Source organism: Roseibium sp. (assembly GCF_051016195.1).
Taxonomy (GTDB): Bacteria; Pseudomonadota; Alphaproteobacteria; order Rhizobiales; family Stappiaceae; genus Roseibium.
The window spans coordinates 987,942-1,012,726 of the sequence record NZ_CP134616.1; the positions used below are offsets into that span (position 1 = coordinate 987,942).

The 24,785-nt window shown below is 57.8% G+C and carries 22 protein-coding genes and 1 tRNA gene; 4 read left to right on the top strand and 19 right to left on the bottom strand.

Going from position 1 to position 24,785, the window contains the following annotated elements; translation table 11 throughout:
• Positions 1–8: 8 nt before the first annotated feature.
• Positions 9–2,123, bottom strand: coding sequence for an EAL domain-containing protein (locus RDA78_RS04530; RefSeq protein WP_434054166.1), 2,115 nt, complete (start codon positions 2,121–2,123; stop codon positions 9–11).
• A gap of 390 nt (positions 2,124–2,513) precedes the next feature.
• On the opposite strand from RDA78_RS04530, the gene RDA78_RS04535 reads away from it, so the two are divergent.
• On the top strand, positions 2,514–2,867 hold the full coding sequence (locus tag RDA78_RS04535) for a septal ring lytic transglycosylase RlpA family protein (RefSeq protein WP_434056100.1): 354 nt from the start codon (positions 2,514–2,516) through the stop codon (positions 2,865–2,867).
• 348 nt (positions 2,868–3,215) lie between these two features.
• On the opposite strand, the gene RDA78_RS04540 is transcribed toward RDA78_RS04535, so the two are convergent.
• Positions 3,216–4,772: a cryptochrome/photolyase family protein gene (locus RDA78_RS04540; protein ID WP_434054167.1), complete on the bottom strand. Its 1,557-nt coding sequence runs from the start codon at positions 4,770–4,772 to the stop codon at positions 3,216–3,218.
• A 244-nt stretch (positions 4,773–5,016) separates the two neighbouring features.
• Between RDA78_RS04540 and RDA78_RS04545 the strand changes: the two genes are divergently transcribed.
• Positions 5,017–5,093 (top strand) — tRNA-Arg (locus tag RDA78_RS04545).
• 260 nt (positions 5,094–5,353) lie between these two features.
• Here RDA78_RS04545 and RDA78_RS04550 read toward each other — a convergent pair.
• The 12 genes from RDA78_RS04550 to RDA78_RS04605 form a co-directional block, all read right to left on the bottom strand.
• Entirely contained in the window at positions 5,354–7,450 is a 2,097-nt protein-coding gene (locus tag RDA78_RS04550) for a DUF262 domain-containing protein (protein WP_434054168.1), read from the bottom strand.
• Positions 7,451–7,546: 96 nt separating this feature from the next.
• Positions 7,547–7,990 (bottom strand): hypothetical protein, encoded by a 444-nt coding sequence (locus RDA78_RS04555; protein WP_434054169.1) that lies wholly within the window; start codon positions 7,988–7,990, stop codon positions 7,547–7,549.
• Positions 7,991–8,438: 448 nt separating this feature from the next.
• The gene (locus RDA78_RS04560) at positions 8,439–8,765 is read right to left on the bottom strand and encodes an MIT C-terminal domain-containing protein (protein WP_434054170.1); all 327 of its coding nucleotides are present in this window, start codon (positions 8,763–8,765) and stop codon (positions 8,439–8,441) included.
• Between the two features lie 44 nt (positions 8,766–8,809).
• Positions 8,810–9,337, bottom strand: coding sequence for a 2,4'-dihydroxyacetophenone dioxygenase family protein (locus RDA78_RS04565; protein ID WP_434054171.1), 528 nt, complete (start codon positions 9,335–9,337; stop codon positions 8,810–8,812).
• Between the two features lie 30 nt (positions 9,338–9,367).
• Entirely contained in the window at positions 9,368–10,069 is a 702-nt protein-coding gene (locus tag RDA78_RS04570) for an SDR family NAD(P)-dependent oxidoreductase (RefSeq protein ID WP_434054172.1), read from the bottom strand.
• Positions 10,066–10,989, bottom strand: a complete 924-nt coding sequence (locus RDA78_RS04575) for a sugar kinase (protein WP_434054173.1) — start codon at positions 10,987–10,989, stop codon at positions 10,066–10,068. The genes RDA78_RS04570 and RDA78_RS04575 overlap by 4 nt, the downstream gene beginning before the upstream one ends.
• Before the next feature lie 60 nt (positions 10,990–11,049).
• Positions 11,050–12,258 (bottom strand): L-dopachrome tautomerase-related protein, encoded by a 1,209-nt coding sequence (locus RDA78_RS04580; protein ID WP_434054174.1) that lies wholly within the window; start codon positions 12,256–12,258, stop codon positions 11,050–11,052.
• A gap of 25 nt (positions 12,259–12,283) precedes the next feature.
• The gene (locus RDA78_RS04585) at positions 12,284–12,934 is read right to left on the bottom strand and encodes an RraA family protein (RefSeq protein WP_434054175.1); all 651 of its coding nucleotides are present in this window, start codon (positions 12,932–12,934) and stop codon (positions 12,284–12,286) included.
• A gap of 59 nt (positions 12,935–12,993) precedes the next feature.
• Positions 12,994–13,986 carry a C-terminal binding protein gene (locus RDA78_RS04590; RefSeq protein ID WP_434054176.1) on the bottom strand — a complete coding sequence of 331 codons (993 nt, stop codon included), beginning with the start codon at positions 13,984–13,986 and terminating at the stop codon, positions 12,994–12,996.
• A 1-nt stretch (position 13,987) separates the two neighbouring features.
• Complete coding sequence (locus tag RDA78_RS04595) at positions 13,988–15,001, bottom strand: DctP family TRAP transporter solute-binding subunit (RefSeq protein ID WP_434054177.1); 1,014 nt, start codon at positions 14,999–15,001, stop codon at positions 13,988–13,990.
• A gap of 17 nt (positions 15,002–15,018) precedes the next feature.
• Complete coding sequence (locus RDA78_RS04600; RefSeq protein ID WP_434054178.1) at positions 15,019–16,305, bottom strand: TRAP transporter large permease; 1,287 nt, start codon at positions 16,303–16,305, stop codon at positions 15,019–15,021.
• On the bottom strand, positions 16,305–16,811 hold the full coding sequence (locus tag RDA78_RS04605; RefSeq protein ID WP_434054179.1) for a TRAP transporter small permease: 507 nt from the start codon (positions 16,809–16,811) through the stop codon (positions 16,305–16,307). The genes RDA78_RS04600 and RDA78_RS04605 overlap by 1 nt, the downstream gene beginning before the upstream one ends.
• 162 nt (positions 16,812–16,973) lie before the next feature.
• On the opposite strand from RDA78_RS04605, the gene RDA78_RS04610 reads away from it, so the two are divergent.
• Complete coding sequence (locus tag RDA78_RS04610) at positions 16,974–17,618, top strand: GntR family transcriptional regulator (protein WP_434054180.1); 645 nt, start codon at positions 16,974–16,976, stop codon at positions 17,616–17,618.
• A gap of 66 nt (positions 17,619–17,684) precedes the next feature.
• Here the strand turns inward: RDA78_RS04610 and RDA78_RS04615 are convergent, their stop codons facing one another.
• Together RDA78_RS04615 and RDA78_RS04620 are read right to left on the bottom strand one after the other, a co-directional pair.
• Entirely contained in the window at positions 17,685–18,173 is a 489-nt protein-coding gene (locus tag RDA78_RS04615; protein WP_434054181.1) for a universal stress protein, read from the bottom strand.
• A gap of 248 nt (positions 18,174–18,421) precedes the next feature.
• The gene (locus tag RDA78_RS04620) at positions 18,422–19,804 is read right to left on the bottom strand and encodes a DUF4041 domain-containing protein (RefSeq protein ID WP_434054182.1); all 1,383 of its coding nucleotides are present in this window, start codon (positions 19,802–19,804) and stop codon (positions 18,422–18,424) included.
• Between the two features lie 255 nt (positions 19,805–20,059).
• On the opposite strand from RDA78_RS04620, the gene RDA78_RS04625 reads away from it, so the two are divergent.
• Positions 20,060–21,016: a lysozyme inhibitor LprI family protein gene (locus RDA78_RS04625; RefSeq protein ID WP_434054183.1), complete on the top strand. Its 957-nt coding sequence runs from the start codon at positions 20,060–20,062 to the stop codon at positions 21,014–21,016.
• A gap of 204 nt (positions 21,017–21,220) precedes the next feature.
• Here the strand turns inward: RDA78_RS04625 and RDA78_RS04630 are convergent, their stop codons facing one another.
• The 3 genes from RDA78_RS04630 to RDA78_RS04640 form a co-directional block, all read right to left on the bottom strand.
• A complete protein-coding gene (locus tag RDA78_RS04630) occupies positions 21,221–22,450 on the bottom strand; it encodes a M24 family metallopeptidase (protein ID WP_434054184.1) in 1,230 nt (409 codons plus the stop codon).
• 200 nt (positions 22,451–22,650) lie between these two features.
• Complete coding sequence (locus RDA78_RS04635; RefSeq protein ID WP_434054185.1) at positions 22,651–23,505, bottom strand: ABC transporter permease; 855 nt, start codon at positions 23,503–23,505, stop codon at positions 22,651–22,653.
• Positions 23,506–23,514: 9 nt separating this feature from the next.
• Positions 23,515–24,780: an ABC transporter permease gene (locus RDA78_RS04640; protein ID WP_434054186.1), complete on the bottom strand. Its 1,266-nt coding sequence runs from the start codon at positions 24,778–24,780 to the stop codon at positions 23,515–23,517.
• Positions 24,781–24,785: the final 5 nt, after the last annotated feature.

Consider the following 24,785-nt stretch of genomic DNA (forward strand, 5'->3'; position numbering starts at 1 on the left):
CAATGCCCTCAGCAGGGTACTTCGATCCAGGGCGCTGGACGGCCGAAATGGAATCCTTGCGCGGCTTCGATGTCCAGTGTCCGCAGAAGATCGGCCTGAGCGGGCGTCTCGATATGTTTTGCGATCACCTTCATTCCCAGATTGCGCGCCGCACCGATCAGGCCGCTAAGAATTTCCGCCCGTGCGGGTTCCCGCAAGACCTGGCGCGTCAGCCCTGCCTCCAGCTTCAGCCACTCGACCCGCATGCCGGGCAGACGCGAGAGAACCGGCCAGTGACCGGCGAAGTCGTCGATCGCCGTCTGACACCCGAATTCGGAGACGAAACCGAAGAAGGATTCCACCGTCGACGGCTCTCTCAGGAAATCCTTTTCCGCGATCTCCAGGCACAGGCGCGATGCCAGCAGCGGATTGACAGACAGCCTGTTGTGCAGACTGTCGCGGAAACCCGGATCACGCGCGGATTCCGCTGAAACGTTCATCGTCAAAAGCGACCTTGTGGCGTTGCGCTCCGCCGCATCGAGCACCCTGTCGAGCGTCCAGGCATCGACCTGGGCGATAAAACCCGAGCGTTCGGCTGCTGAAATCCAGGCGCGGGAAGAAAGCCCCTTTGCCCGGTCACCCTGGAGACGCAGCAGTACCTCGTGGCCGCAGGTCTCGTTGTTCCTGAGCGACACGATCGGCATGGCATAGAGAACCAGTTCCTTGCCGCAGAAGCTCTCCGGTTCGGGCAGATCGCTCTTTTCTTCCGGTTCTGAGGTGTCTTCGCCGGCCTCTCCCCCGTAGAGTTGAACCGATCGCCCGCCCCCGCGCTTGCCGCGCAGACAGGCCGTATCGGCAAGGCCCAGCAGTGCATTTGCATCCGTGTTTTTCCGCCGCATCGCCGCATCGCAATAGGCCACCCCGACAGATCCGGAAATGGTGAACACACGATCCTTGATTTCAAGCCTTATCCTGGCAAATCCTTCCAGAACCTTTTCGGCATATTCATGCGCGGTTTCCCGGCTCGTGACCGGCAGCATCGCCGCGAATTCATCGCCGCCGATCCTTGCAACCGTTGCCAGTTCACCCAGTGTCAGCTTCAGGCAGGACGCGACCTGGAGCAGCATGTCGTCACCCGCGTCATGCCCTCCAAGATCATTGACCTTCTTGAACTCATCGAGATCGATGTAGTAGACGGCGAGCCCCGCATCTCCATCGTCGCGAATGTGTTCCAGCTCCCGCTTCAACGCCCGTGTGAAGGCGCGCCGGTTTTCCAGCCCCGTCAGCGGATCCTCATAGGCCAGACGCTTGTTCTCCGCTATTTCAGCCGGGTTTTCGACGTTCCGCCGGACAATGGCCATGCATGCATTCCGCGACACGTTTCCCTCGAAGTCGCCCGGCAAGGCGACCAGCCTGACCTCGCAGACCCGCGCACCACCTTGCGCGGCGTCTTGTGTGAACGGCGCGGCCTCGGGAATATGCAGCGTCTGCGGAAGGGATTGCCGAGCCACTTCCAGCGTCCGCATCAACCCTTCAAGATCCTGGGCCCCATCCGTTTTTTCCAAAAGGGTCAGCGCCATGTCTTCATGGCTCTCACGGCCGTCGAAAAAAAGGATTTCGTCGGGGAAATGCGCGAGAACCCGGCTGTCGGAAACGCGCTGAACATGCGTTCCGGCAGATGCCGGCGCCGTGCGGCCCGGCACGTCCGCTGCCATCGGCCAGCGTTCCGCGATGCCGCTTTCGGTCTCGAACTGGACAAGGACCGCCTCACAGCCCTTTTGCAGAAAGACATGGGACGTGCACATGAAATGACTGCAGAAAACGTCTCCGGATCTGACGTGCATTTCACCGCTGACCTCAGCGGGCAGGCCTCCGAAGGCAGCCTCGAGGACCCGCTCGAACCGCGCGCAGCTCTCGCCGGACAGGAACGCCTGAAACCGATCGGGAACAGACACGAGACCCCGTTTTTGGAGACTGTTTTCGAACGTCTTGTTGCAGGCCAGAATGGCCCCGTCCCTTGCGACATAGGCCGCAGCGAAGGGCAGCACTTCCAAAAGAGAAGTGTGAAAGGCAGACAGTATATTGCTCTGCGTCGGACCGGAATGATCCCTCCGGTCAGCCGCCAACCGATGGCTGATTTGCACCAGACAACCCTTTCGACAAAGTCTTCTTTATTGACGCCTTTTGAAATACTCGTGCGTCACCCCTGAAAATTATTACCACAGTTTAACCGTTTAATTTGGCTAAGCAAAACAACTCACAGATCTTAAAAATTTTATGGTTAATATTAATTTTACTAATAATTTTCAAATTTATTTCAAATTTATATTTCTCTCTACTCATATTATCCTAAATTGCTGAATTTGCCTTATTTTGATCACTGCTTTGACGTAGAGGAACGCGCCGTCGGGCCGAAAACCCAAATTTCCAATCCGTAAAAAAATATTGGCGGCGACAGGGTGAGGTTTGCCATGTTAACCATTTCTGCACGGGTTTTACGCCCGTTCGTTGCGGTGTGCGTTGTCTCTCCGCTCATGTTTTTTCCCGCCTCCGCGCAGGCAAAAGACGCCTTTCAGCAATGCGGAAAAGCCTCCTGGTACAAACTGGGCGGAACCACGGCCAGCGGAGAACGCGCCAACCCGCAGGGTCTGACAGCCGCACACAGGACGCTGCCGTTTGGCACCCTTGTTGACGTCACCAACCTTTCAAACGGCAAGACAGTGACAGTTCGCATCAACGACCGTGGCCCGTTTGCTAAAGGCCGCGTGATTGACGTGACCCTGGCAGCCGCCAGGCAGCTCGGTTTCGTTCAAAAGGGCATTACCAAGGTGCGCGTCACCAACGCCGATGCACCGAATAGCGCGGTTCATAAGCAGAAATGCCAGTAGGCGGTTCTGAAAACCTGATTTCAGCGGGCTTTGGAAGGCGGCGGATTTGACTGCGAACGCGCTTCAGTGATCTGGAAACGCTCGTGTTTCGACCGATGCCGGAACATCGATACCTGACTCAGTATGAATAACGATCAGTCGCATTAGAGTGAATCAAAAAATAAAATATTTTACGGTAATGACATTACATTGAGATGTCGCTAGAGTTGCCGCCGTGGTCGATGGGGCCACGTGCACAGTAACTTTATTCGCGCAGTCTCACGGCTGCGCGTTTTTTTTGTCCGGCGTTCTTATCGGCTGTTCAATCAGCGTCTCACCGACTTGCCGAACGACAACCATCCGGCTCCGTCATACGCTCTCGTTCCGGTCCAGCCGCTCCAGGAAGTTTGCAGCGCTCTCCAGATATTCCGCCTGTTTTTCCGGTGCCATCCGGTTCCAGGTGGCATAGGGCTGCCCCAATCGGGGGTTCCCCTTCAGGACATCCCGGTTCCGCTCAAGGAACGCCCAGTACAGCGCGTTGAAGGGACAAGCGGCCTTGCCCGTCTTCAGACGGACATCGTAGGAACAGTCTCCGCAATAATCCGACATCTTGTTGATGTAATTGCCGCTGGAGACGTACGGCTTGGATGCCAGCAGTCCTCCATCGGCGAACTGGCTCATGCCGATCGTGTTCGGAAGCTCGACCCACTCATAGGCATCCGCATATACGGCGAGGTACCATTCGTGCACCTCGTGCGGATCCACTCCTGCCAGCAGCGCAAAGTTGCCCGTGATCATCAGCCGCTGAATATGGTGCGCATAGGCCTCCTCGATTGTCTGGCCGACCGCCTCGGCCAGGCAGCGCATGCCTGTTTCGCCGGTCCAGTAGAAACCGGGCAGCGATCGTGACGCGCCGAACGCGTTGGAGCCGGCATAGTCCGGCATCTTCAGCCAGTAGATGCCGCGCACATATTCCCGCCAGCCGAGGATCTGGCGGATATAGCCCTCAGCCGCATTCAGGGGGGCGTTTCCCTTCTCGTACGCTGCCTCAACCTTCCGGCAGAGATCGAGCGGATCCAGCAGACCGGCATTGAGATATGCGGAAATGACCGAGTGATAGAGAAACTTTTCCCCGGTCAGCATGGCGTCCTGATAGGTCCCGAAACCGGCGAGCGCTTCCTTTAAAAAGAGGTCAAAGGCGGCCTCTGCGTCACGCCGGGTGACCGCGAACCAGAACGGTTCGAGCGTGCCGACGTGATCACCGAAACGCGCCCCGACAAGGTCCAGAACCTCCCGGGTGATCTCATCCGGGGAACACCGGGCCGGCTGCGGCATGAAGAGATCCGTGCGAGCCGGCTTGCGGTTGTCGGCGTCATAGTTCCATTTGCCGCCGGCCGGCTTGCCGTTTTCCATCAGGAGATCGGTCTTCAGACGCATCTCGCGGTAGAAATGTTCCATCCGCAATTGTTTGCGGTCCGCTGCCCAGGCCCTGAAGCCCGCCCCGGAGATGATGAACCGCGTGTCCTCGCGCAGCTCGACCGGGACACCTGTCAGCTCCTGCCAGGAGCTGATATCCGCGCGCACCCGCCATTCGCCCGGTTCGGTGACGATAAGCGTTTCAGGCGCCAGCGCCGCACAGGCCCGCGCAACCTCGCCGCGGAAACTTCCCGTATTCGCATCATCATCCAGCTTGACATAATCGACCTGCCAGCCGTCTTCCCGCAGCTCCCGTGCAAAATGGCGCATGGCCGAGAGCACGAAGGCGATCTTCTTTTTGTGGTGCCGGACATAGGTCGTTTCCTCCTGCACTTCGACCATCATCACGCGGTCCCGCTCCCTGTCTGCGCCGAGGAGGCTCGAAATGGCGGGGGTCAGCTGATCGCCCAGGATCAGGATGAGATGTCGGCAGCCGGTCTTTGTCGTCATGTGTGCTCGGTATCTGAAAGGATCGTGCTTCCTATACGCACCGGCGCGCCGTTCCTATCACCCGCCGCGCTGCCCGAGATGCATTTTCAGCTCACGCCTGCGCAAACCTCCGGGCGGCCGCCGACCCGAACCGCCCTGCGGCACATGAATACTTGTCGGAATTTCCAAAAACCCGTTGCCCGCACGAGCCGGATCTAGTATCAGAGCGCTCTATCCATCGCGCATTGCTCTCTTGCGCCGATACGCACCCGTAGCTCAGCTGGATAGAGCGCTGCCCTCCGAAGGCAGAGGCCAGAGGTTCGAATCCTCTCGGGTGCGCCAAAAAAATCAACATCTTAGAAGATTTTCTGGTTTGCGGTTATTGAAAAAGTAACCACATAGTAACCACACATAAGTGCTGCCAGCTATCGCGCACTCACCTTTGGTCTGGGCGACCATCCGAATCTCTACGCTGCACTCAAATCAAGGCAAGTCAAGAAGGCGAGGCAGCGTGTCAGATAGAAATGACTTTGTCTGACCTCAAACAAAAGCTCTTCTGATTAGCTATTTCAAAGCAACGCTAACCCCGTCGTGCATTGAGGTCATATACCTTCCTGAAGTCCGTGGGCTCGGCGAACGATTTTCATTGTTCGATCAATGTCAGCTTCGTTGCTCCACTTGATCACAATACCCCCGTTGTGTGTGGCATTCGTTATAAATGTGTAGACAGAAGTATCTTGGGCAAAGCCGTCGTCGTCATCAATTTCATTGAAGTCTAATGCAATGAGCAAACTAAGGCTGCGCCTCCTAGGGATCACTTCCAGAAAGAAGCCGGGATCATGGTAAGTAACGGACTTGGTTTCGGGCATCTCAATCGCATCTGGAAATGCGGATCTCATCTCTGCGCGCAAAACCGTGAATAGCGCAGATGCCTGCTCCGTCATCGATACTTTTTCCAGCTTGCGCTTCGCCGCCCTTGCTTTCTTTTCGTGGAACTCTTGTTGGCGCACGAGCTTTGGATCCACATCAAGGGATGGCCAGATCTGAATGGCACGCCGCGCTAGTCGTCGGCCACGATTTGAAATCTCATTCTCGGTCCATTGCGTCGCATCGCGGACGTCTTGATTCAATCTAACGGAACTCTGCACGAAACCGCCCCCTATGCGCTTTTTCTCCTCAAAAGGGCGATCGCTGTACGTGCTGTTATATCCGGTCAGAGTTAGATTTCCGATCCGATGTAGCCAGGTCTGCTTAATACCCACCCAATCTGCTCCAAGCATATTGCGCCACTCCTCGCGAAGGTTCTCGTTTTGCGGCAAAATGTGCTCAATACTGTACTTGCTCGTATCGCTATTCTCTCTGCTGTCCCGGTTTTCAAGCCCATCGAGCAAATGGAAACATACGCGTTTATGATACATGTCGCTTTCTAGCAGAGATTTCTCAAACGTATCATCGTCGGGAAATGCGTAACTGGCGGAAGTACGGGCCAGTGCCACTTTTAATGATGCTAACGGATTCTGTTCTGCGATTTTGTACGCAATTCTGGCAAATTCCAGACCGTAGCCGCGCGTTTGCGCCCCAACAATAGCACGCCGCAGCAGATAGCTTTCGAGGAGGCGAAGTGCCTCAAGGAAATCAGAATAGCTGAGCGTTCTTAAATTCTCATAAGTCTCGTAGAGCCGCATAACCAGTATAGCAGGTATGTCTCCAAGCTGACGCAAGTTGGCGAGGGCCCGTCCGAGTTCGTCGGGGCTACTGCGTACGGCGAACGCCGCGTAATATCTGGCTCGTTGAAGCAGGTCTTCGAGAAGCGCTTCCAAAGCATCAGGATCGTCACCGATGCGAAAATAGTAGTGCCGGAACGCTACATACACCCTGTCAGCTCTCTCCAGTTTTGACGGCTGTGTATTTAGCGCCAAAAAATCTCGAATGAAGTTGTCGAATATACGTTCGCTCCCTCGAAACAATGCTTCTATCTTGCACCAATACGTATTGTAGAGGCGCGTCTGGTCAGCCTCGGCAAGTCGCATGAGGATAAAGGTTCGGATCAGGTCCGAAGAACTCAGATCTACACCGGTTGAATTCAGGCTTTCGAAAATGAGCTGCGGGTCATCGACACCACGTTCAAGCGTCACATCAACGACTATTAGTCTGTTGAGGCCCCGATAAACGATTTCGGGATCTGCCTCTGACAAAAGCTCCCGGAATAGCTCATAGTTTTCCTGTATCTTTTGCGAAGCGTCGCGAGGCAGCTCTTCTCCATTGATCAATGCCTGCAGGGTTGCATCGTCATGACGTCGCAGTCTCAGCTTAATTTCTCGATCGCCTTCCTCTTGGACATTGCGGAGGAAATACGCCTCTATCCGCTTTATTTTCGGGCCGTCTTCCGTGCCTTGCCAAGCGGTTTCTCGAATGTGATCACGAAGTGCAGTTAAAAGGAGCGTTATTGTTGTGACACGTTGTTGGCCATCGATAAGGAGCCAACGAGTAAAACCTGCCGCACTGTCACCTGTTGCCACATGCACGACGGAACCAATGAAATGCCCGCGTCCATTGGCGCTTGCTCCAACCGCAAGTATGTCCTTCCAAATTTGACGGCAGTTTTCTTCAGACCAGCTGTAGTCGCGTTGAAATACCGGAATGATGAATTGCGAAGCGCCGTTAATGATCTTTGGGTGTGGACGGTCGATCGCTTTCATCTTATATCCCAGAATCGGTGTGAATATTCAGTGATAAAATACTTCTGCTAAGAAGGGTAACATTTTTCAATTCAGGATTGTAGATATGTTGATTTATTATTTTTTTTCTGATTGACAACGTCTTTCCAACGCTTCGACTACCGATGGATCGGCTATCCACCCCTCGGCCGCGTCCACCGTCAGCGGAACCCCAAAGCCTTTGTCACGCCGTTGCCAAGCCCATGCAGCTTGCACGGCGCAGAGTAAGGCGTCGAGGTGATCAGCGCCTGGATCATCACATAAGTCCTTACTGGCCTCGATCGCAAAACCATAGCAATGAGGGCTCTGCATCTGGAGGGTTTCGAGAATTGCGAGACGAGCTTCAAAATGATCGCTGGTCTGTTTTTTCTTGGTATCGTTCTTATAGCTGCGGCACCCGATTAAGGTTCGAGCGATTATGCCGGGATAGGCTTCCACCACGATCCTGTTCGGATCCCCTTTGTGAAGATGTGGGATCGTGACGCCGGCATCCAATAAGCGACCAGCGCCTTCAAAGAACATTAGACCCACAGGCACGCCATAGAGCTTCTGCGGGCTAATCGAGCCTGCGGCTACGTCAGTTGCTCTACGGTGCTCTTTATCGCCTGTCTGACGGCCGGCGCGGTAGGCGTCCAGCGCGGCACGAAAGCCACTACGCTCAAGGCTTCTGGCATGATGGACATAATCCGCCCAAGCAGTGGGCAGCCAATCGTTTCGATGAAACGGCGGGATTGCCCAAACGGAAAGTCAATGCCAGCAATCCGTGGACCCGGTTGCGCGAGGGCGTTCTCGAAATCAGAAAAGTTCGCCCATTCTTCAAGTTTCTGCGTACGCAATATTCGGTCGTCGAAACAGCACGTTAATGCGGTGATCGGCTTGCGCTTGCTAGGGCGCCGGTGAAGTCTATGCCGATAATCTTCACGAATTGGACACTCCGGCCTTCATTGAGAACACGACGGTCCTCGGTTCGCTAGTTCCTCAGGTAGGTCACCTCGAATTGCTTGATTGGTCGCTGTTCCTGGAGCCGGTTTGCAAGGCTGAAAGCATCGTTCATCGAATAGGGCTGGAAAATATCGAGCCCACGGTCGAGTGAGATCTTCCAGCCTGTGTCGGTCACGATGTGCCGCGCGTGGGATATTCCGGTCCCATCGAAAGCCCAGGTAAACTCTACGCCAGATCCCTCGCACGCTGTCACGATTGCATCCAGATTGTCCCGCTGCTTGGTAACGTTACCGTCGTCTGGACAAATCACCAAGTGAACCTTCACCTCGTCCTCAGGCGTTTTGACGCGGACCATGTTTTGATCAATTCCATCATGTTCCGTACCCGTCGCCAACCCCTTCACCGCAAAAACTGGTCGACGTAATCCTCGCCAAGACCAACGTCGGCGTAGTGCTGGCGGCACATGTCGATCTTGGTGAAGACGTCCTCGTAGCCGAGCGGTTTGCCGTAGGGGTCGACGTAATACATGATGCCGTTGACCTGAAAGAGGGTGATCATCTCCTCGACATCGTCCGGCACGACGAGCGTGTGCGTCTCGCCCGGGGGCTCGTAGACATAGCCACCGGCCTCGGCGACCCAGTCATGTTCCAGGTAGTGCCAGCGCCCCTTGATGACATAGCCATGCACGGGGTTGGGGTGGCGGTGGCGCGACAGGACGCCGGACTTGCGTACCCGCAAGAGATTGACCCAGTAACCCTGGCTCCGGTTGAGGCAGAGCGGGCGGAACCAGACGTTTTCCGTCTGGGGCACCCAGACGCGCTCGTCTTCCGGGATCGCCGACGGCACCACGATCTCCGCCTGGGCGTCCTTCGGAAACGGCAGCTGATACGGGATCCGCGGGTTCTCGTCTATTGCGTCTAGGGGCATCTATGCTCCACTCCTCTTTCCCTGTTCCTGTCAGACGGCGGAATAGCCGCCATCCACCGGGTAGACCGCACCCGTTACGAATTGTGCCTTGCCGCTCAAAAGCCAGGCGACCAACGCACCCACTTCCTGCGGCTGCCCCCAGCGGCCCAGAGGCGTTCGGCCGAGGATCGTGCGTTCGCGGTCGGATTGCTCGCGCAGGCCGGCGGTCATTTCCGTTTCGATCCATCCGGGCGCAACCGCGTTGACCCTTATGCCGTCCGCCGCCCATTTCGCGGCGAGCGCCTTGGTCAGTTGCGCAACACCGCCCTTGGAGGCGGAATAGGCGGGCACGAGCGGGCCGCCGAAATAGCTGAGCATCGAGGCCGTATTGACAATGGCGCCGCCAGAGCGCTCCAGAAGCGGCCTGGCCGCCAGGCACATCCGCATCGTGCCCGTCAGGTTGACGTCGATCACCTTGCAGAAAGTCTCGATTTCGTACTCCGCCTCGCGCAGGAGGATCCCTGCACAATTGACAAGGCCATCAAGCCTGTCATGGGTGGCGACGAGGTCCGCGATCCGGTCATCATCGGTGACATCGAGCGCGACGGCGGTCAGGTTCTCGCGCACCGGGCACGCGGCAACCTCGGCCTCGCTGACGCCGGTCGCGGTAACCGCCCAACCTTCTTCCAGAAGCGTCTCCACGACACCGAAGCCGATGCCGCGCGTTCCGCCTGTCACCAAGGCATGTTTCATGCCGCCTGCCCTTCCCTCATGAACCGCAGCACATCCCGGCGTCTCGGCATGGGAGCAACCGCTCCATAGCCTTGCGTCGACAACGCGGCGGCCGCGTTTGCGTAGCTGGCCGCCTCGTAGGGATCGCGGCCGGCCGCCAATTCAGCAAGAAAGGCACCGTCGAACGTGTCGCCCGCCGCGGTCGCGTCGACCGCGGAAACAGGTTGCCCCGGAACGCGCCTGCGTTCATCTCTCAGCGCGATCAGCGTGCCGTCCTTGCCAAGTGTGAGCGCCACGATCTCACAGCCCAGATCAAGATAAAAGTCCGCAATCGCGTCGGGGTCGGTAAAGCCCGTCAGCTGGATGGCATCTTCAAGCCCGGGTAGGGCAATATGCGCCTTGGCCATGGCAGCATGGGTCACGGCCCGGGCGCGCTCCAGGGGCCAGAGATTGAGCCGGAGATTGGTATCGTAGGACACCCAGCCGCCGGCGTTCCGGCACAGATCCATCGCGGTGAAAACCGCATCGGCTGCATCGGCGGAAATCGCCTGGCTTATGCCGGACACATGCAGGATACGGGCACCGGCAATATAGTCTTCGGGCAGGTCCGCAGGCGTCATCAGGCTCGCAGCGGAGCCCTTGCGCCGATAGGTGAACGCATGGCCGTTGTCGTTGTGGCTGACAAAATAGATGCCGGTCGGCGCATCAGGATCCTGAACCACCCTTGATGTGTCGACACCTTCCGACTGCCAAAGCTGCAGGAACTCATCGGCGAATGCATCCCGGCCGACCCGTGTCAGGTAACCGACGGACGCGCCCTGGCGCGCGGCGGCAATCGCGGCGTTGGACGTGTCTCCGCCATGTCCTTTCAGAAAACGTCCGTCCGCCTGTTCGTTGAATTCCAGCATCGGCTCGCCGAGACAAATGATATCGGGTTGCATTTTCCTTGCCTTTTTCGGTTTGGGCACCGGCCACGCCCGTCAAAGCGTGGCCGGGGCCGCTTACTGGGCTGTGTAGCTTTGTCCGACGCCGGGTATGCGCCAGATCCTGAAATTCGGGATCTCGGGATCTTCGAAATTCATCTCGCCATCCACCCAGACGTGCAGGTGGTTCGAGACGACATAAAGCGATCCGTCAGGCCCCCAGGCGAGCGTATCCGGCCAGTTCATTTCCGGGTGATGAACGAAACGGCTTACCTGACCGGTCGATTCATCGAATTTCATCAGACCGTCGAGCGACAGGGCCGTCATGTAAATGTTGCCGGCGTTGTCCGCGGTCATGCCGTCCGTGTTCGAAGGAAGGGACGTTTCCACGCGCACCGCGTTTTCGATCACCGTCTCGTTTGTTTGAAAGTCACGCAGGATTTCCGTGGGCAGCGAATAGAGCTTGTTGCCCGTCAGATTGGTCCAGTAGACCGTCTTCTTGTCACCGGACAGCGCTATTCCATCGGCACCGGTCTGCATGCCGCCGTTCTTCAGAACGGGCCGGTCATCGATGTTGAAGAAGAAGTTGGGCTCGTTGTTGGTAAACTTGTGCTGATCGAGAATACGGCGCACCGTATTGGTCTTGCTGTCATAGACGATCAGCCCGCCGTGAAGCGGATCACAGAAGATACCGCTGTCGGCGATGTAAGCGACTCCCGTATCATTGTCCACGGCCAGGTCATTCAGGAAGGAGCACTGCCTGTCCGCCTCGTCAGCCGTGAAGACGTACCGCTGGATCTCCTTGCCTGCGTTGATGTCCCACAGGACAAGCTTGGCGTCACCGTCTTCAAACGGAGGGCCGGCGACGTGACCCTGGTCCAGGATCCACATGACGTCATTGCGATCAATCTCAAAGCCGAGAACAGCCTTGAGACCGGCCGCGTTGGCAATGTCGTTCATGTTCTCGTTCGGATAGGGCTCCAGCTCCCAGGTGTCGCCGTTCCTGACGAGTTTCGAGAGCGTTGCCGGTATCTCCTTTCCGGCCCACCGCGCCGTTGAAACGTAGATGTTGCCATTGCTGTCGACCTTGGCGCCCTGGACGAGCGCCTGACCGAAAATTGCGCTCTTTTCCCAGGCCGACCTGATGTCTTCTGATACGACCCTGTAGGGCAGGCTGTTCCATTCGGCGACGATTTCCGGCCGGGGCGTGTCCTTGGCGACCGCGCCACCGAGCCCTATAAAGACGGCCACGATCGCCGGCAGCGCTGCGAGTCTTGTCTGTGTCATTTGAAGTGTCCCCCTTCTTTCAGCGTCAGATCCGGCCGTATTTCGCCAACCCCTCACGCAGGGATCCTGCCTGCATGATCAGCTTCGCCTGCTCGGCTTCGCGAATGTCGATCTCACGCGCCATTTCAAGAATCTCCTCCGCCTGCGCGATCGGGACCACCACCACGCCGTCGATATCGCCGACAATGATGTCGCCCGGATGCACGATCACGTCGCCGAGGGGGACCGAGACATTGGCAGCCAGCGTTTTGTGACGGCCAAGCGTCGTTCCGGGAGACGAAGACCGGGCGAAGATCTGGAAATCATAGTCCCGGCGGATCTCCGTGATGTCGCGCACGGCACCGTCGAGAACGGCGCCCTCGTGTCTGTTGGCGACGGCACCGGCGGTCATCAGACCGCCCCAGACCGCCACGTTGGCGTCGCCTGCAATCGAGATCACGATAACGGATCCCGGTTCGCTTTCATCAATCGCATCCAGGGCATGCTGCGGCGGCACGAATTCATCTGTCGGGCCTTCAAGCACCGTGACCGCCGGACCGACGATCTTGACTTCGTTGATGCGCGGCTTGATGGCCTGATCGAGATAGCCCTTGCGGCCGGTGATCTTGTCCACCGCATCGGCAACCGAAGCCGTGGCGGTTTCGCGGAAGCCCGCGACCAGTTCCTTAAGTTCCATTTCCGGTTCTCCTGATTGAAAACGTCCTTGAACGGCATTTGCGTGTTGTGTTTGCCGGCTCACCACCGGTTGACCCAATTGGCCGGCGGGCACCCTTCCAGGACGCGCACCAGCTCGGCGCCCGCGCGTCTTTGCAACTCGCCAACGGATGCTTCCGAATACCAGCCGCAATGGTCGCTCAGCACCGTGTTGGGCGCGTTGAGAATCGGATTTTCCCGGGCCGGCGGCTCGGTCTCGAACACATCGATCCCTGCGCCGAACAGTCTGCCTTCGTGCAATGCGTCCGCGAGGGCCGCCTCATCGACAAGGCCACCGCGCGAGGCGTTCAGAACAATTGCGCTTTCTTTCATGAGCCCAATGCGGCGGGCGTCGATGACATTGTGCGTTGCCTCGGTCAGCGGGGTATGCAGGCTGACGACGTCGGCCTGGCGGCACAAGCTGTCGAGATCAGTTGCCTCGACGTCCCAGGCAGCTCGTGCCTCCGCATCCAGATAAGGATCGCTCACCAGCACGCGGGAAAACCCCAGGGCGCGGAAGCGCGTGCAGGCGGCGCGCGCGATCCGCCCGAAGCCGATCAGGCCTATTGTCGCGTTGCGATGGCCGGGAACGGGGCTTTTTTGCCCGACGCTCCAAAGGCCCGCCCGCACTTCGGCATCCCGGGTCACGATCCGCCTTGCGACCGCGAGGTAAAGGGCAATGACATGGTCGCTGACTTCATTCTCCGCGCCATAGTCGGGAATGTTGGCAACGTGGATCCGGCGTTCCGTCGCGGTCTTGAGATCGACGTTGTCGACACCAACGCCATATCTCAGGATGAGCTTCAGGCCCGGAAAGTCGGAATAGAGCGCGGGGTCGATGCGGCGCTCTCGTGTGAGCACCGCAAAGACGTTCTTGTCGGCAAGGGCGGAGAGCGCATCCTGTCCGGCGGGAACCGGCAGGACACGCGCCCCAAAGGGCTGTATTGCCGCCTGCTCCAGCTCGTAGTCCGCGTAGCCCGGCTCAAGCACGGCGGCAAGCGGCGTCTCCGGTGTGGTTACAGTCTCCGCCTGCATGTCACTGGTTCCGGTACTTCTCAACCGCCGCGTCAAGCCTGTCAGGCCATTCCTCGCCGATTTCTCCAACGATGTATTCGCGCACGGCCGGCTGTGCCAGTTCACGGAACTTGGCTTTCTGTTCCGGGCTGACCGGGACCACCTCCAGGCCCTTTTCGCCGAGGATTGTCGCGGCATTGGCGTCCTGAGCCGCCGTCATGCCGCGATGGATGATCTTGGAGATCTCGACGCACTGGCCGACGGCCAGTTTTTCCGCGTCGGTGAGGCTCTCATAGAAATCGTCGTTGATCATGTAGGCGTGCCAGGAGAAGACGTGCCCGTCGAGGGAGACGTATTTCTGATGCTGATAGAGTGACGCGTTGACGATGTTGGTGACGCCGTTTTCCTGGCCGTCGACAACACCCTGCTGCAGCGCGCCGGGCAGTTCCGGCCAGGGCACAGGGGTCGCCGAAGCGCCCAGAGATTCCACCAGACGGGTCCAGACCGGAGCGGTCATCACGCGCATCTTCAGGCCCTTCATGTCCTCAGGTTCGGCGACCGGAACCTTGGAGTTGGTGAAGTTGCGCACGCCATTGTCGGCAAGACCCAGGACGCGGATGCCTGTTTTTGTCCGCATATCCTCGAACATCTCCGCACCAAACTCGCCGTCAACCACGGACCAGGCCATGGCCTGATCATCGAAAAGATACGGCATGGCGAAGACGGCGAAGGGTTTGTAGACACCGGATATCGGCCCGTCATGCACAACGCCGAGCTGGATGGTGCCGAGCTGAAGGCCTTCGATGACCTGCCCGCCGTCACCCAGCTGGGAGGCCGGATAGACCTGGACGTCGATGGAACCGGCCGTTTTGCCTTCCACGCAGGTTTCAAAGGCGAGCGCGGCCGCATGTTTGGGCGACGACATGTCAGCCGCCTGGAAATGTGCGTATTTCAGCTCTTTCGCGGAGGCCGCACCGGCCGCGGAAGCGATGGCCAAAGCGGCCGTTGCGCCCAGAAGTCGTGATGTCAGTTTCATGGTATTCCTCCCGTTTGCTAACTGGATAGTCCGAAGAAGCGAGGTAACGCGGTGCTGAGTGCCGGTACGAGAATGACCAGCAGAAGAACCGCCATTTCCGCCGCGAGAAGCGGAAGAACGGCGCGGGACAGGCCTTCGATCCTGAGACGGCCAACCGTCGCGATGACAAAGAGCACAGGGCCGACCGGCGGCGTGATCATGCCGATGGTGAGGTTGAGGACGAGCATCATGGCGAACTGCAGCGGATCGATGCCGAACTGTGCCGCGATCGGGCCGAGCACCGGTGTCAGAATGATCAGGGCCGGAAGCGTGTCGATGAAAAGACCGCAGATTAGCGCGAAGCCGGCAAGCAGGAAGAGAACGGTCAACCGGTCCGATGTCAGGCCCGCGATCGCGGCCGCCAGGCTCTGCGGGATTTGCAGGTAGGTCAGCAGCCAGCCGAACACGGATGCCATCGCGACGATCAAAAGAACCGATGATGTCGTAACGCTGGCCCTTACGAGAACGGTGTAGAGTTTCTGAAGGTTGAGCGAGCGCATCGCCAGGCCAAGAAGAAGCGCATAGGCCGTGGCGACCGCACCGGCCTCGGTCGGCGTGAAGATGCCTCCGAGAATACCGCCCAGGATGATCAGCGGCATGAGCAGAGCCGGTCCGGCAGCAAATGCGCTTCGGGCGACTTCCGGCACCGCGGCCCGGGTTTCACGCCCCCGGTAACCTTTCCTGACCGAAACGAGATGGTTTGCGGCGGCAAGGGCCAGTCCGAGCATCAGTCCGGGAACGATCCCGGCCAGAAACAATCCGGCCACCGTCACGCGGTTGTCGGAAATCGCGAAAATGACCATGAGGATGGACGGCGGAATAATCGGACCGATCGTTGCCGTCGCCGCCGACAGGGCTCCGGCATAGTTGGCCTCGTAGCCGGCCTTGCGCATCATGCGCATGACGATGGCCGATGGCCCGGCTGCGTCCGCGAGCGCTGATCCGGAGATGCCCGCAAACAGCATGGACACCAGAACGTTCACATGTCCCAAACCGCCCCGGATATGCCCGACCAGGTCATTGGCAAAGCGCAAGAGGGCCGCCGTCAGTCCGCACGCCGTCATCAGCTCCGACGCCAGGATGAAAAAAGGAACGGCCATCAGCGGGAAGGAGTTGATCCCGCCGAACATGCGCTGCGGGATCAATAACGGGTTCAGACCGCCGTCGATGAGGATAGCTGCGGTCGAGGCAACGCCCATCGTGAACACGACCGGCAGGCCCAGAGCCAAGGTCAGGAAAAACAGGATGATCAGGGTCTTGGCCATCAGGAGGGGTCCTCCTGATCGTCAAGGGCTGCCTCTGCCTCGAACTCTCCTGCAACAAAGCGCCGGCACACGAATGCGAGGTGGCAGAGAAACAGGAAACAGCCGAAAGGTATGGCCATATAGGGGATGCCGCGCGAAATGCCGGTCGCCATGGTCTCCTTGTTCCAGCCGAACTCCACGAACAGGATGCCGAACCAGAAGATCAGTCCCATGAAGACTGCCATCACCAGGACCGCACCCCAGCGGATCGCGGTCTTGAGACCGCGCGGCAGGAGAGAAACAAAAAGATCGATCTCGACAAGACGGCCGCTTCTGAGCGCAAGGCCCGCGCCGGCGAAGACACCAAAGATCATCAGGAAACGGGCGACTTCCTCACCCCAGGCGAGCGAGCTGCCGAACAGATAACGGCCGGCGACATTCGTGATCACGATGAGGAAAACCGCAGCGAGCGCTGCCACGACCAGAGCGCGGTTGACTGCAATCAGGATGCGCTCGAACCGCGCCATCTGTCCCCTCCCTCAGATCCGGGATCGCGGCCAATCGCCCGATCGATCCCCCTTGTTTTCACAACTGGCATACTGGCATACAGTATGTCAACAACAAAAATACTGTACACAAAACGCCGGTGCGCGCTATAAGCCCGTTGAACCGGAAGGAATCGAAGACGCATGCTGAAGATCGAGCGACCCAAATCATTTGCGGAACAGGTTTCCGATGTCCTGCGTGCGCAGATCATCAGCGGCGAGCGCGACATGGGGGAAGCGCTGTCGGAGACCAAGATTGCCAAGGAGCTCGGCGTCAGCCGGACACCGGTCCGGGAAGCGTTTGCGCGTCTTGAACTGGAGGGGCTGGTTCATACCGAACCGCAGCGCGGCACGTTCGTTTTCACGCTCGACCGGTGCGCCCTTGTCGACATTTGCGACGTCCGCGTCTGCCTGGAAACCGCAGCCTTGCGCAAGGCCATGGAACGCGATCCGGACGGACTGGTAAAGAGCCTGGCCGACATCACCAAAAAGATGACGAAGGCCCGCAAGAAAGCAGACGACCGGCAGTATCTCAGTCTCGACACGGAGTTTCACCAGAAGCTGTTCGACCACGCGCAGAACATGTTCCTGAACGACGCGTTCCAGACGATCGCGGCGAAAATGGCCTGTCTCAGGAACAAGCTGGGCAATCACCCGGACCACATGGAAAAATCCTACGGTGAACACATCCGGATCTGCGAGCTGCTGGCCGCAGGAAAGACGGAAGAAGCCAGTGACGTCATGATCAGCCACATCGGCCGCAAGGAAGGCTCCTACTGGAACAATTGAGAGACGGGTGGGCGGTCAGGGGGTATGAACTGACGTCAAGACGACCCGTCGCACCCGTGGTGCCGCCTACTTCACCGAGATGCAGGTGCAGCTTGCCCGGCTGAAGACGTCCTGCGACACGCTGCCGAAAGTCGAGCGGTCCGAAGGCGTGACGCCGCGGGCGCCCATGACGATCGTGGCAGCCTCGAGCCGCTTCTGCGTGCTCAAGATCGCATCAGCCGGCTTTCCGGTCAGAATGGGCAGTTTCTCGAAATCAACGCCATGGCCGCCGGCCTTTTCGGCGGCGTGATCCAGAATGATCTGGCCAATCATTCTAAGTACCTTGTCGGGGGCCGGGCCGAGATTGGCCGAAACAGCCTTGGTCAGGATCTTGTGCAACGGCGCATCGAACTGGCCGGAAACATCCAGAGCCATCAGATCGCTGGCGTCCTTGCCTCTCAGAAGCACATGACAGATCAGAAGCCGCCCCTGATACTTCGCCGCCAGATCCGAGGCAATTCTCAGCGCCTTTATCGAGTGAACGGACCCATCCACCGGGATCAGGATCTTGTGCATGTCATCTCCACTCTCGCCATGCCCGATAGCTTAGGCAAAACGGGGGTGGATATGAAGACTTGGGTGAATAGGGGAGGTTTTCGAAGTTGGCTTTGACCACCGACAAAAGAACCGGGGCACCTGCACGCTCCCGCACTCCCCCCTGCGGTGCGGGTTAACCCGAAATGGTTCTCGTAGGCTGATCCCCGGTCAATGTGCTTGTCATTCCGGCTGACGCGCAGCGGAGGAAGAGTTAAGATTTATGGGCATCAAAGTGTCGCCGGAAATGCATTTGCCGATTGAGCGTAAGCGGTATCAGCCAACAGTTGTTTTCTGCGCGCAAGCGTTTCCTGCCAGTCTTGCGCCTCCCGATCCTTGAAGAACGACGCGTCAGGTGCAAGACGTCGAACGGCGTCCTCGACTTCATTGAGGCTCACACGAAAGAACTCTTTTCGCAAATTCGACATATTGATGCGCTTGTCTCCGAATTCGCGATGCAGCGCTAACTCCAAAGCTGGTGCTTCCTCGGAATAGATCATTGCATGGGTGTCAAAAGAAAATGGCACACTGGCGTCTCCAAGCTCCCGCACGCGATCATTTGGGTCCAGCCGTCTCGTTAGTCCGATCTTGACGACGTCCTCTCCGAATGACCCCACGTTAGAAACAATGTAGACGTATCCCGACTTTGTCAGTTCTGCCATCGCTCGGGCGCGTTCACCGGTCGCATGTGCCTCCGCGAGAGATGTCTCCAACTCCGCGATCTTGTTTCGAAGCCGCTCATTGTCGACGTCGACCTCGGCCTCCTTACGCGCCTTCGCGAGCAAATCTTGATATTTCTGCTCTTCCTTGTCTGCCTTTTCCGCTTCAGCGAGAAGCTTTTTCTCTTCACGCTCGGCCCGGGCCAATTCCACCCGCTCATCTCGCTCCTGTTTGAGTTGTTCACGGTACTCATGCGTCAAGCGAAGTTCTTCGATTTTCAGCGCAACATAGGCGTCGTTGATCACGAGGTTCATCGAAGAGTTCGAGGCATCGATTGCAATAACCGCCTTAAGGACCCGGTTCTCCATCGCGATGACATTGTTCCATCGAGTATTTGCTATTGCTGCCTCACATTCGTTGTTGAACGCCCGCATAGTCAGGCGCATCTGACGATTGATCATGGTCTTTCCCTTCGACAGACTTCCATCAACGGTCCAATTGGTTGGACAAATGCAGGCATGTTTAGAAGAGACCATTGCTTTCTGCCGTCTCCGAACAGTTTTGATGCGTTCCTTAAAAGCTTCGCTGTCATTGAAATCAAAATGCGGCTCATACATGCCGAGTTCGGCGAATGACAACCGCTCGTCGTACACAGCTAATTCGTGCTGCAATCGATCAAACGTAACCTTCTTCTCGGCATACGAAGTACGCAGCTCCTCAATCCTGCTTTGTTCTACGACAGTCTCTGACCTTAATCGTTCGAGTTCGGCTTCCTCAGAAATCAGGCCACCGTACTTATCTTCTAGCTTGACCGCCCGCTCCTCTAACCCGTCGATGATTGCGATCGATTGCTTTCTGGAGTAGCGCAAAATGATCCATGTCCAGATCCAAGCAACGAGCAGAACTGGTGCAGCGGGAAGCCAAATGAAAAGGAAAATGACACCGGGTTCCATGAATTCCTCAACTAACTTGACAGCAAACAACAACCCGATCAACCTAAGGTAATAGCATTCATGTCTGCAATCAAGCCTGAGAAGCAGCCTGCGTGCCGAATATTATGTCCGCGCCATCAGTATGATGTCCGCTAACTGCAGACTTACCAACTAGGTATCAGCAATAGTTGACCCCGTACCATGCATTCACTGAAAAAAATCAACAAAACGCGAGCGAGAGACTTTGCTTCGGTTCCCATTACTAGAGAGGCAGAAATGCCTAACTTGGACGTGAAATATATTTTGTTGGCTTCATTAGCCTTCCTCGCCAACATCACGTCATCTCGTCCGATGTCATTCGAAACTGTTCCCTATTCGGGCAATTCCGGTACCACCGTTGTACGCGCCGAAGGCACAATCGAACCGGGAGACACCGAACGCTTCTTGGATCTTCTAAAGACTAATCCGCCGTCAGCTCTAATACTGGTCGTCACGAGCCCTGGCGGAAGTGTCGGAGCTGCGCTTTCTCTCGCCGACGCGATCGAAGCTCGAGAGTTCTCTATCATTGGAGACGACGAATGCGCATCGGCTTGCGCTCAGATCTTGTTTCCAGCCGGCTTCTATTCCGTCCTGACACCGGGATCCGTTCTCGGAATACATTCTTGTTCGGACACCTCTGGCCGCAACGACGTCTGCAACGAGGAGATCGCCCAGGCCGCAGTCAAACGAGGTTTCCCTTATGGCACCCTTGACATGTTCACGGGTTCTTACGGCCCCGACGAAATGAAATGGATAACGGAGATTTCGGCTCGTTGTTTCGGCTTCTACCATCACCCTGATGACCCGCACCCAATCGCCGGGCGCAAAGCATGTGTCGACGGCTTTTTCTTCGCATCGCTATCAGGGAATTCGACAACCGATCTCGGTCCGAGCTTCGACTGCTCGAAAGCGACAACGAAAGTCGAGGGGCTTATTTGCGATGACAAGGAACTGATGCTTCTAGACAGCATTCTCGGACGTGTTTACCGAACCCGGCGTCAGATGTTAGATTCGTCGTCGCAAAAGCAGCTGGTCCGCGATCAAAGGAAGTGGATTGATGCTCGGAATGAAAACTGCTCTCCTCTGATCCCCTCGACACCGGACTTTCGGTCAACCCGAGAGGGCGCATTGTGTCTCTTCAAGCACATCGAGACTCGAGTGTATGAGTTGATCGACGACGAGATGCTGAACTGAGGCACATGCTAGTAATTCGGATGCACTTGATTGAAAGTCGTGACTCAGTCGGAAATTTTCTAAAGACGAGATCGCAATTTGCATGGCAGGTAGTGCCAAGCATACGTTCACTGACCTCATAGGACTATACGTGTCGGGGCACACGAAAACCGGAGCGCTCGCGCTCCGGTTCTCACCTCGCCAATGGGCTGACGTCCTCCCGCCTCAGCGCGCCGGAAAGATGTTGTGCTCGGGGCCGAAGGGGAAGCCGGTGATGTTGTCCGCGCTGTCTTCGCCGACAATCAGGATGTCGTGTTCCCGGTAGCCGCCGGCGCCCGGAAGGCCTTCCGGGATCATGATCATCGGTTCCATCGAAACCACCATGCCAGGCTCCAGCACCGTTTCGACGTCCTCGCGCAGTTCCACCGAGGCTTCGCGGCCATAGTAGTGACTGAGAACGCCGAAGGAGTGGCCGTAGCCGAAACTGCGGTATTTCAGGAGATCATGGCTGCGGTAGATGTCGTTGAGCGTGGCGGCAATGTCACAGCAGCGCGCGCCCGGCCGGATCAGCTTCAGGCCTTCCCGGTGGACATGGCAGTTGATCTCCCAGAGCCGCAGGTGTTCGTCGGAAGCGTGTTCGCAAAAGAGCGTCCGCTCCAGCGCGGTGTAGTAGCCGAAGATCATCGGGAAGCAGTTGAGGCTGAGGATGTCTCCGGCCTCCACCACCTTGTTGGTGACCGGGTTGTGAGCGCCGTCCGTATTGATGCCGGACTGGAACCATGTCCAGGTGTCCATGAGTTCGACGAAGGGAAACGACTTGCCGATTTCCCGGATCATGGCGTTGGTCGACGCAATCGCGACCTCGTGCTCGGTGACCCCCGCCTGAACGGCTTCGGCAACGGCAGCGCCGCCGATGTCGCAGATGCGCGCGCCTTCGCGGATCAGGGCGTGTTCTTCCGCGCTCTTGATCGCGCGCTGGGTCATGGCATCGGCGGCAACATCCACGAAGTCCACGCCCGGAAATGCGGCTTCCAGCATTTTCAGGAGATCGAGCGAAACATGATCGAACTCGATGCCAATACGCAGCACGGAGGCGTTCGGCCAGCCAATCAGCGACTGGACAGCGTGAAAGAAGTTGTCGCGGCGCCAGTCAGTATAGATCAGTGTGTCGCCGTGGGTCCGGCGCCAGGGCTGGCCGCCGTCAATACCGGCGGCAACTGTGGTTGCCTTGTCCTGCGTGACGACGAGACCGTAGTTGCGGCCGAAACGGCAATAGAGGAAGCCGGAGTAGTAACAGATGTTGTGATAGGAGGTCATGAGGACGGCGTCGATCCTGTGATCCGCCATCAGCAGGCGCAGATTGTCTTGACGCCGGTCCATCTCCACTGCCGAGAAAGGCGAAAAGCTCTTCTCGCCATTGTTCATTTCGTAAATGCGGATCATGTCGTCGCTCATGGAAGATCTCCTTTCCCGAAGTGAGCAGGCTGCGTGTTCTGCTCATTTCCGGGGCCTGAAACGCAAAACGGGCCGGCTTCCTGAAAAGAAGCCGGCCCGCCAGGCCCAAATCCAAATTGTCTTGCAACCGGGAGACTTTCGTCTCCGCCCGGTGGCTGGCGTTCCGCCACCGGCACATATGGTGAGCTGCGGGGATTTGTTTAGCCCGGTGTCAAACCTCTAAGCCTTTCCGAACGCCGGCGCAACAGTTCGAGCACCGTGAGCAGCGCGATCGAGATCGCCACCATGAGCGAGGCGACCGCAAGGATGGTCGGCGAGATCTGTTCGCGCAGGCCGGTGAACATCTGCCATGGCAGCGTCTTCTGACCGGCGGAGCCGAGGAACAGGACCACGACCACCTCGTCGAACGAAGTGATGAAGGCGAACAGCGCACCGGAGACGACGCCCGGGACAATCAGCGGCATCTGCACCTTGAAGAAAGTGGTGACCGGATTGGCCCCGAGGCTCGCCGAAGCGCGCACGAGGGAGCGGTCGAAGCCGACAAGGGTCGCCGTCACCGTGATGATCACGAAGGGTGTGCCGAGCGCTGCATGGGCCAGAACCACTCCCCAGTAAGTGCCCTGCAGGCCGATCCGGGAATAGAAGAAATACATGCCCGCTGCCGAGATGATCAGCGGCACGATCATCGGCGAGATCAGGATCGCCATGATTGCAGGCTTGTAGGGCACATGCGACTGGGACAGGCCAACCGCGGCAATCGTTCCGAAAGCCGTTGCCAGAAGCGTTGCAACCGGCGCGATCAGCACCGAGTTGACGAGCGCCTGCTGCCAGTCCGGGTTGGTGAAGAAGTCGTTGTAGTGCTTGAACGAATATCCCGCCGGGTCGAAGGACAGCATTTCCTTGGTGAAGGTGAAGAAGTCCTGGGCGTTGAAGCTCAGCGGCAGGATCACCAGAATCGGGAAAATCAGGAAGAAGAAGATCAGCCCGCAAATGACCCGGAACGTATAGAACCACGTTCTCTGCAAGGGGGACGCATAGGGTGGTAGTGCGCTCATGTCGTCCTCCTATCCGAGCTTCACGTTGTCGATGCCGACGATCTTGTCGTAGACAACGAAGAGGATCAGCACCGCGACCAGGAGCAGGGTTCCGAGCGAAGCTGCCAGGCCCCAGTTGAGGGATGACGAAATGTGATAGGCGATCCGGTTGGAAATGAAGATGCCCGACGTGCCGCCGACCAGTTCCGGCGTTATGTAGTAGCCGATCGACAGGATGAAGACGAGAATGGCGCCGGCGCCGATGCCCGGGACGGATTGCGGGAAATAGACCCGCCAGAAGGCAGTCCAGTCATTCGCGCCGAGGCTCTTGGCCGCGCGGACGTAGCTGGGCGAGATCGTCTTCATCACCGAATAGAGCGGCAGGATCATGAAGGGCAGCAGGATGTGCGTCATGGCGATGATCGTGCCCGTCTGGTTGTTGATCATCACGAGACGGTTCGCATCGTCGATCAGCCGGGTCCAGACCAGAAAATCATTGATGACGCCCTGTTGCTGCAGCAGCACCTTCCAGGCCGATGTCCGCACGAGCAGACTGGTCCAGAACGGCAGCAGAACGAGGATCATCAGAAGGTTGGACGTTCGCAGCGGCAAAGACGCGAGCAAAAAGGCGATCGGATATCCCAGCAGCAGGCAAGAAAGGGTAATCACGATCGACAGGAACAGCGTCCGCCCGAACAGGAACATGTAGATCTGCTGGTCTTCCGGCTTCATCTCGATGCCATCCGGACCGCGCTTGGCATCAAAGGCGTTCAGGAAATAGCCGTCGGTATAGCGCGGCGAAAACTGCTGCAGGACCTGCCAGGTCGCGACATCGTCCCACTTCTTGTCCGCGCCGATGAACTGGTCCTTGAACGGACCATCCTCGTCCATGCGTTTGATGCGGCGGCCGGTTTTTCGGAACAGGCTGGAAATACCGCTCTGCTCGTAGTTCAAACGGGAGCCGAGACGGGTGTGTGTCTTCTGGTCCACGGCAACGACCATGTCGTCATAAAGCGCGGCGAAGACCACTTCGTCCGGTGATTCCCCGGAGGCCGGGTCCCACTTGCTGAGTTCGATAACCGTATTCGGAAGCGTGTCCGCGACGATGCCGTTTTCGACAGAGCGGAACAGCATATCGACAATCGGTGCGACAAACGTGATCAGCACGAAAATCAGCAAGGGTGCGATCAGCAGGAAGGCGCGCAGCTTTTCGCGGCGAAGGGCGCGCCTGAGCGCGGCTTTCAGCGGCTTTCCGTCCTGTGTCGTCAGAACCTGACCGTCGGTGGTATCGCTCATGAAAC

Bases quoted from the DNA above. Each gene is read 5' to 3' on its own strand.
- RDA78_RS04535 (WP_434056100.1), top strand. From the start codon at position 2,514: ATGTTTTTTCCCGCCTCCGCGCAGGCAAAAGACGCCTTTCAGCAATGC.
- RDA78_RS04540 (WP_434054167.1), bottom strand. From the start codon at position 4,772: ATGACGACAAAGACCGGCTGCCGACATCTCATCCTGATCCTGGGCGAT.
- RDA78_RS04550 (WP_434054168.1), bottom strand. From the start codon at position 7,450: ATGAAAGCGATCGACCGTCCACACCCAAAGATCATTAACGGCGCTTCG.
- RDA78_RS04555 (WP_434054169.1), bottom strand. From the start codon at position 7,990: ATGTTCTTTGAAGGCGCTGGTCGCTTATTGGATGCCGGCGTCACGATC.
- RDA78_RS04560 (WP_434054170.1), bottom strand. From the start codon at position 8,765: ATGGTCCGCGTCAAAACGCCTGAGGACGAGGTGAAGGTTCACTTGGTG.
- RDA78_RS04565 (WP_434054171.1), bottom strand. From the start codon at position 9,337: ATGCCCCTAGACGCAATAGACGAGAACCCGCGGATCCCGTATCAGCTG.
- RDA78_RS04570 (WP_434054172.1), bottom strand. From the start codon at position 10,069: ATGAAACATGCCTTGGTGACAGGCGGAACGCGCGGCATCGGCTTCGGT.
- RDA78_RS04575 (WP_434054173.1), bottom strand. From the start codon at position 10,989: ATGCAACCCGATATCATTTGTCTCGGCGAGCCGATGCTGGAATTCAAC.
- RDA78_RS04580 (WP_434054174.1), bottom strand. From the start codon at position 12,258: ATGACACAGACAAGACTCGCAGCGCTGCCGGCGATCGTGGCCGTCTTT.
- RDA78_RS04585 (WP_434054175.1), bottom strand. From the start codon at position 12,934: ATGGAACTTAAGGAACTGGTCGCGGGCTTCCGCGAAACCGCCACGGCT.
- RDA78_RS04590 (WP_434054176.1), bottom strand. From the start codon at position 13,986: ATGCAGGCGGAGACTGTAACCACACCGGAGACGCCGCTTGCCGCCGTG.
- RDA78_RS04595 (WP_434054177.1), bottom strand. From the start codon at position 15,001: ATGAAACTGACATCACGACTTCTGGGCGCAACGGCCGCTTTGGCCATC.
- RDA78_RS04600 (WP_434054178.1), bottom strand. From the start codon at position 16,305: ATGGCCAAGACCCTGATCATCCTGTTTTTCCTGACCTTGGCTCTGGGC.
- RDA78_RS04605 (WP_434054179.1), bottom strand. From the start codon at position 16,811: ATGGCGCGGTTCGAGCGCATCCTGATTGCAGTCAACCGCGCTCTGGTC.
- RDA78_RS04610 (WP_434054180.1), top strand. From the start codon at position 16,974: ATGCTGAAGATCGAGCGACCCAAATCATTTGCGGAACAGGTTTCCGAT.
- RDA78_RS04615 (WP_434054181.1), bottom strand. From the start codon at position 18,173: ATGCACAAGATCCTGATCCCGGTGGATGGGTCCGTTCACTCGATAAAG.
- RDA78_RS04620 (WP_434054182.1), bottom strand. From the start codon at position 19,804: ATGGAACCCGGTGTCATTTTCCTTTTCATTTGGCTTCCCGCTGCACCA.
- RDA78_RS04625 (WP_434054183.1), top strand. From the start codon at position 20,060: ATGCCTAACTTGGACGTGAAATATATTTTGTTGGCTTCATTAGCCTTC.
- RDA78_RS04630 (WP_434054184.1), bottom strand. From the start codon at position 22,450: ATGAGCGACGACATGATCCGCATTTACGAAATGAACAATGGCGAGAAG.
- RDA78_RS04635 (WP_434054185.1), bottom strand. From the start codon at position 23,505: ATGAGCGCACTACCACCCTATGCGTCCCCCTTGCAGAGAACGTGGTTC.
- RDA78_RS04640 (WP_434054186.1), bottom strand. From the start codon at position 24,780: ATGAGCGATACCACCGACGGTCAGGTTCTGACGACACAGGACGGAAAG.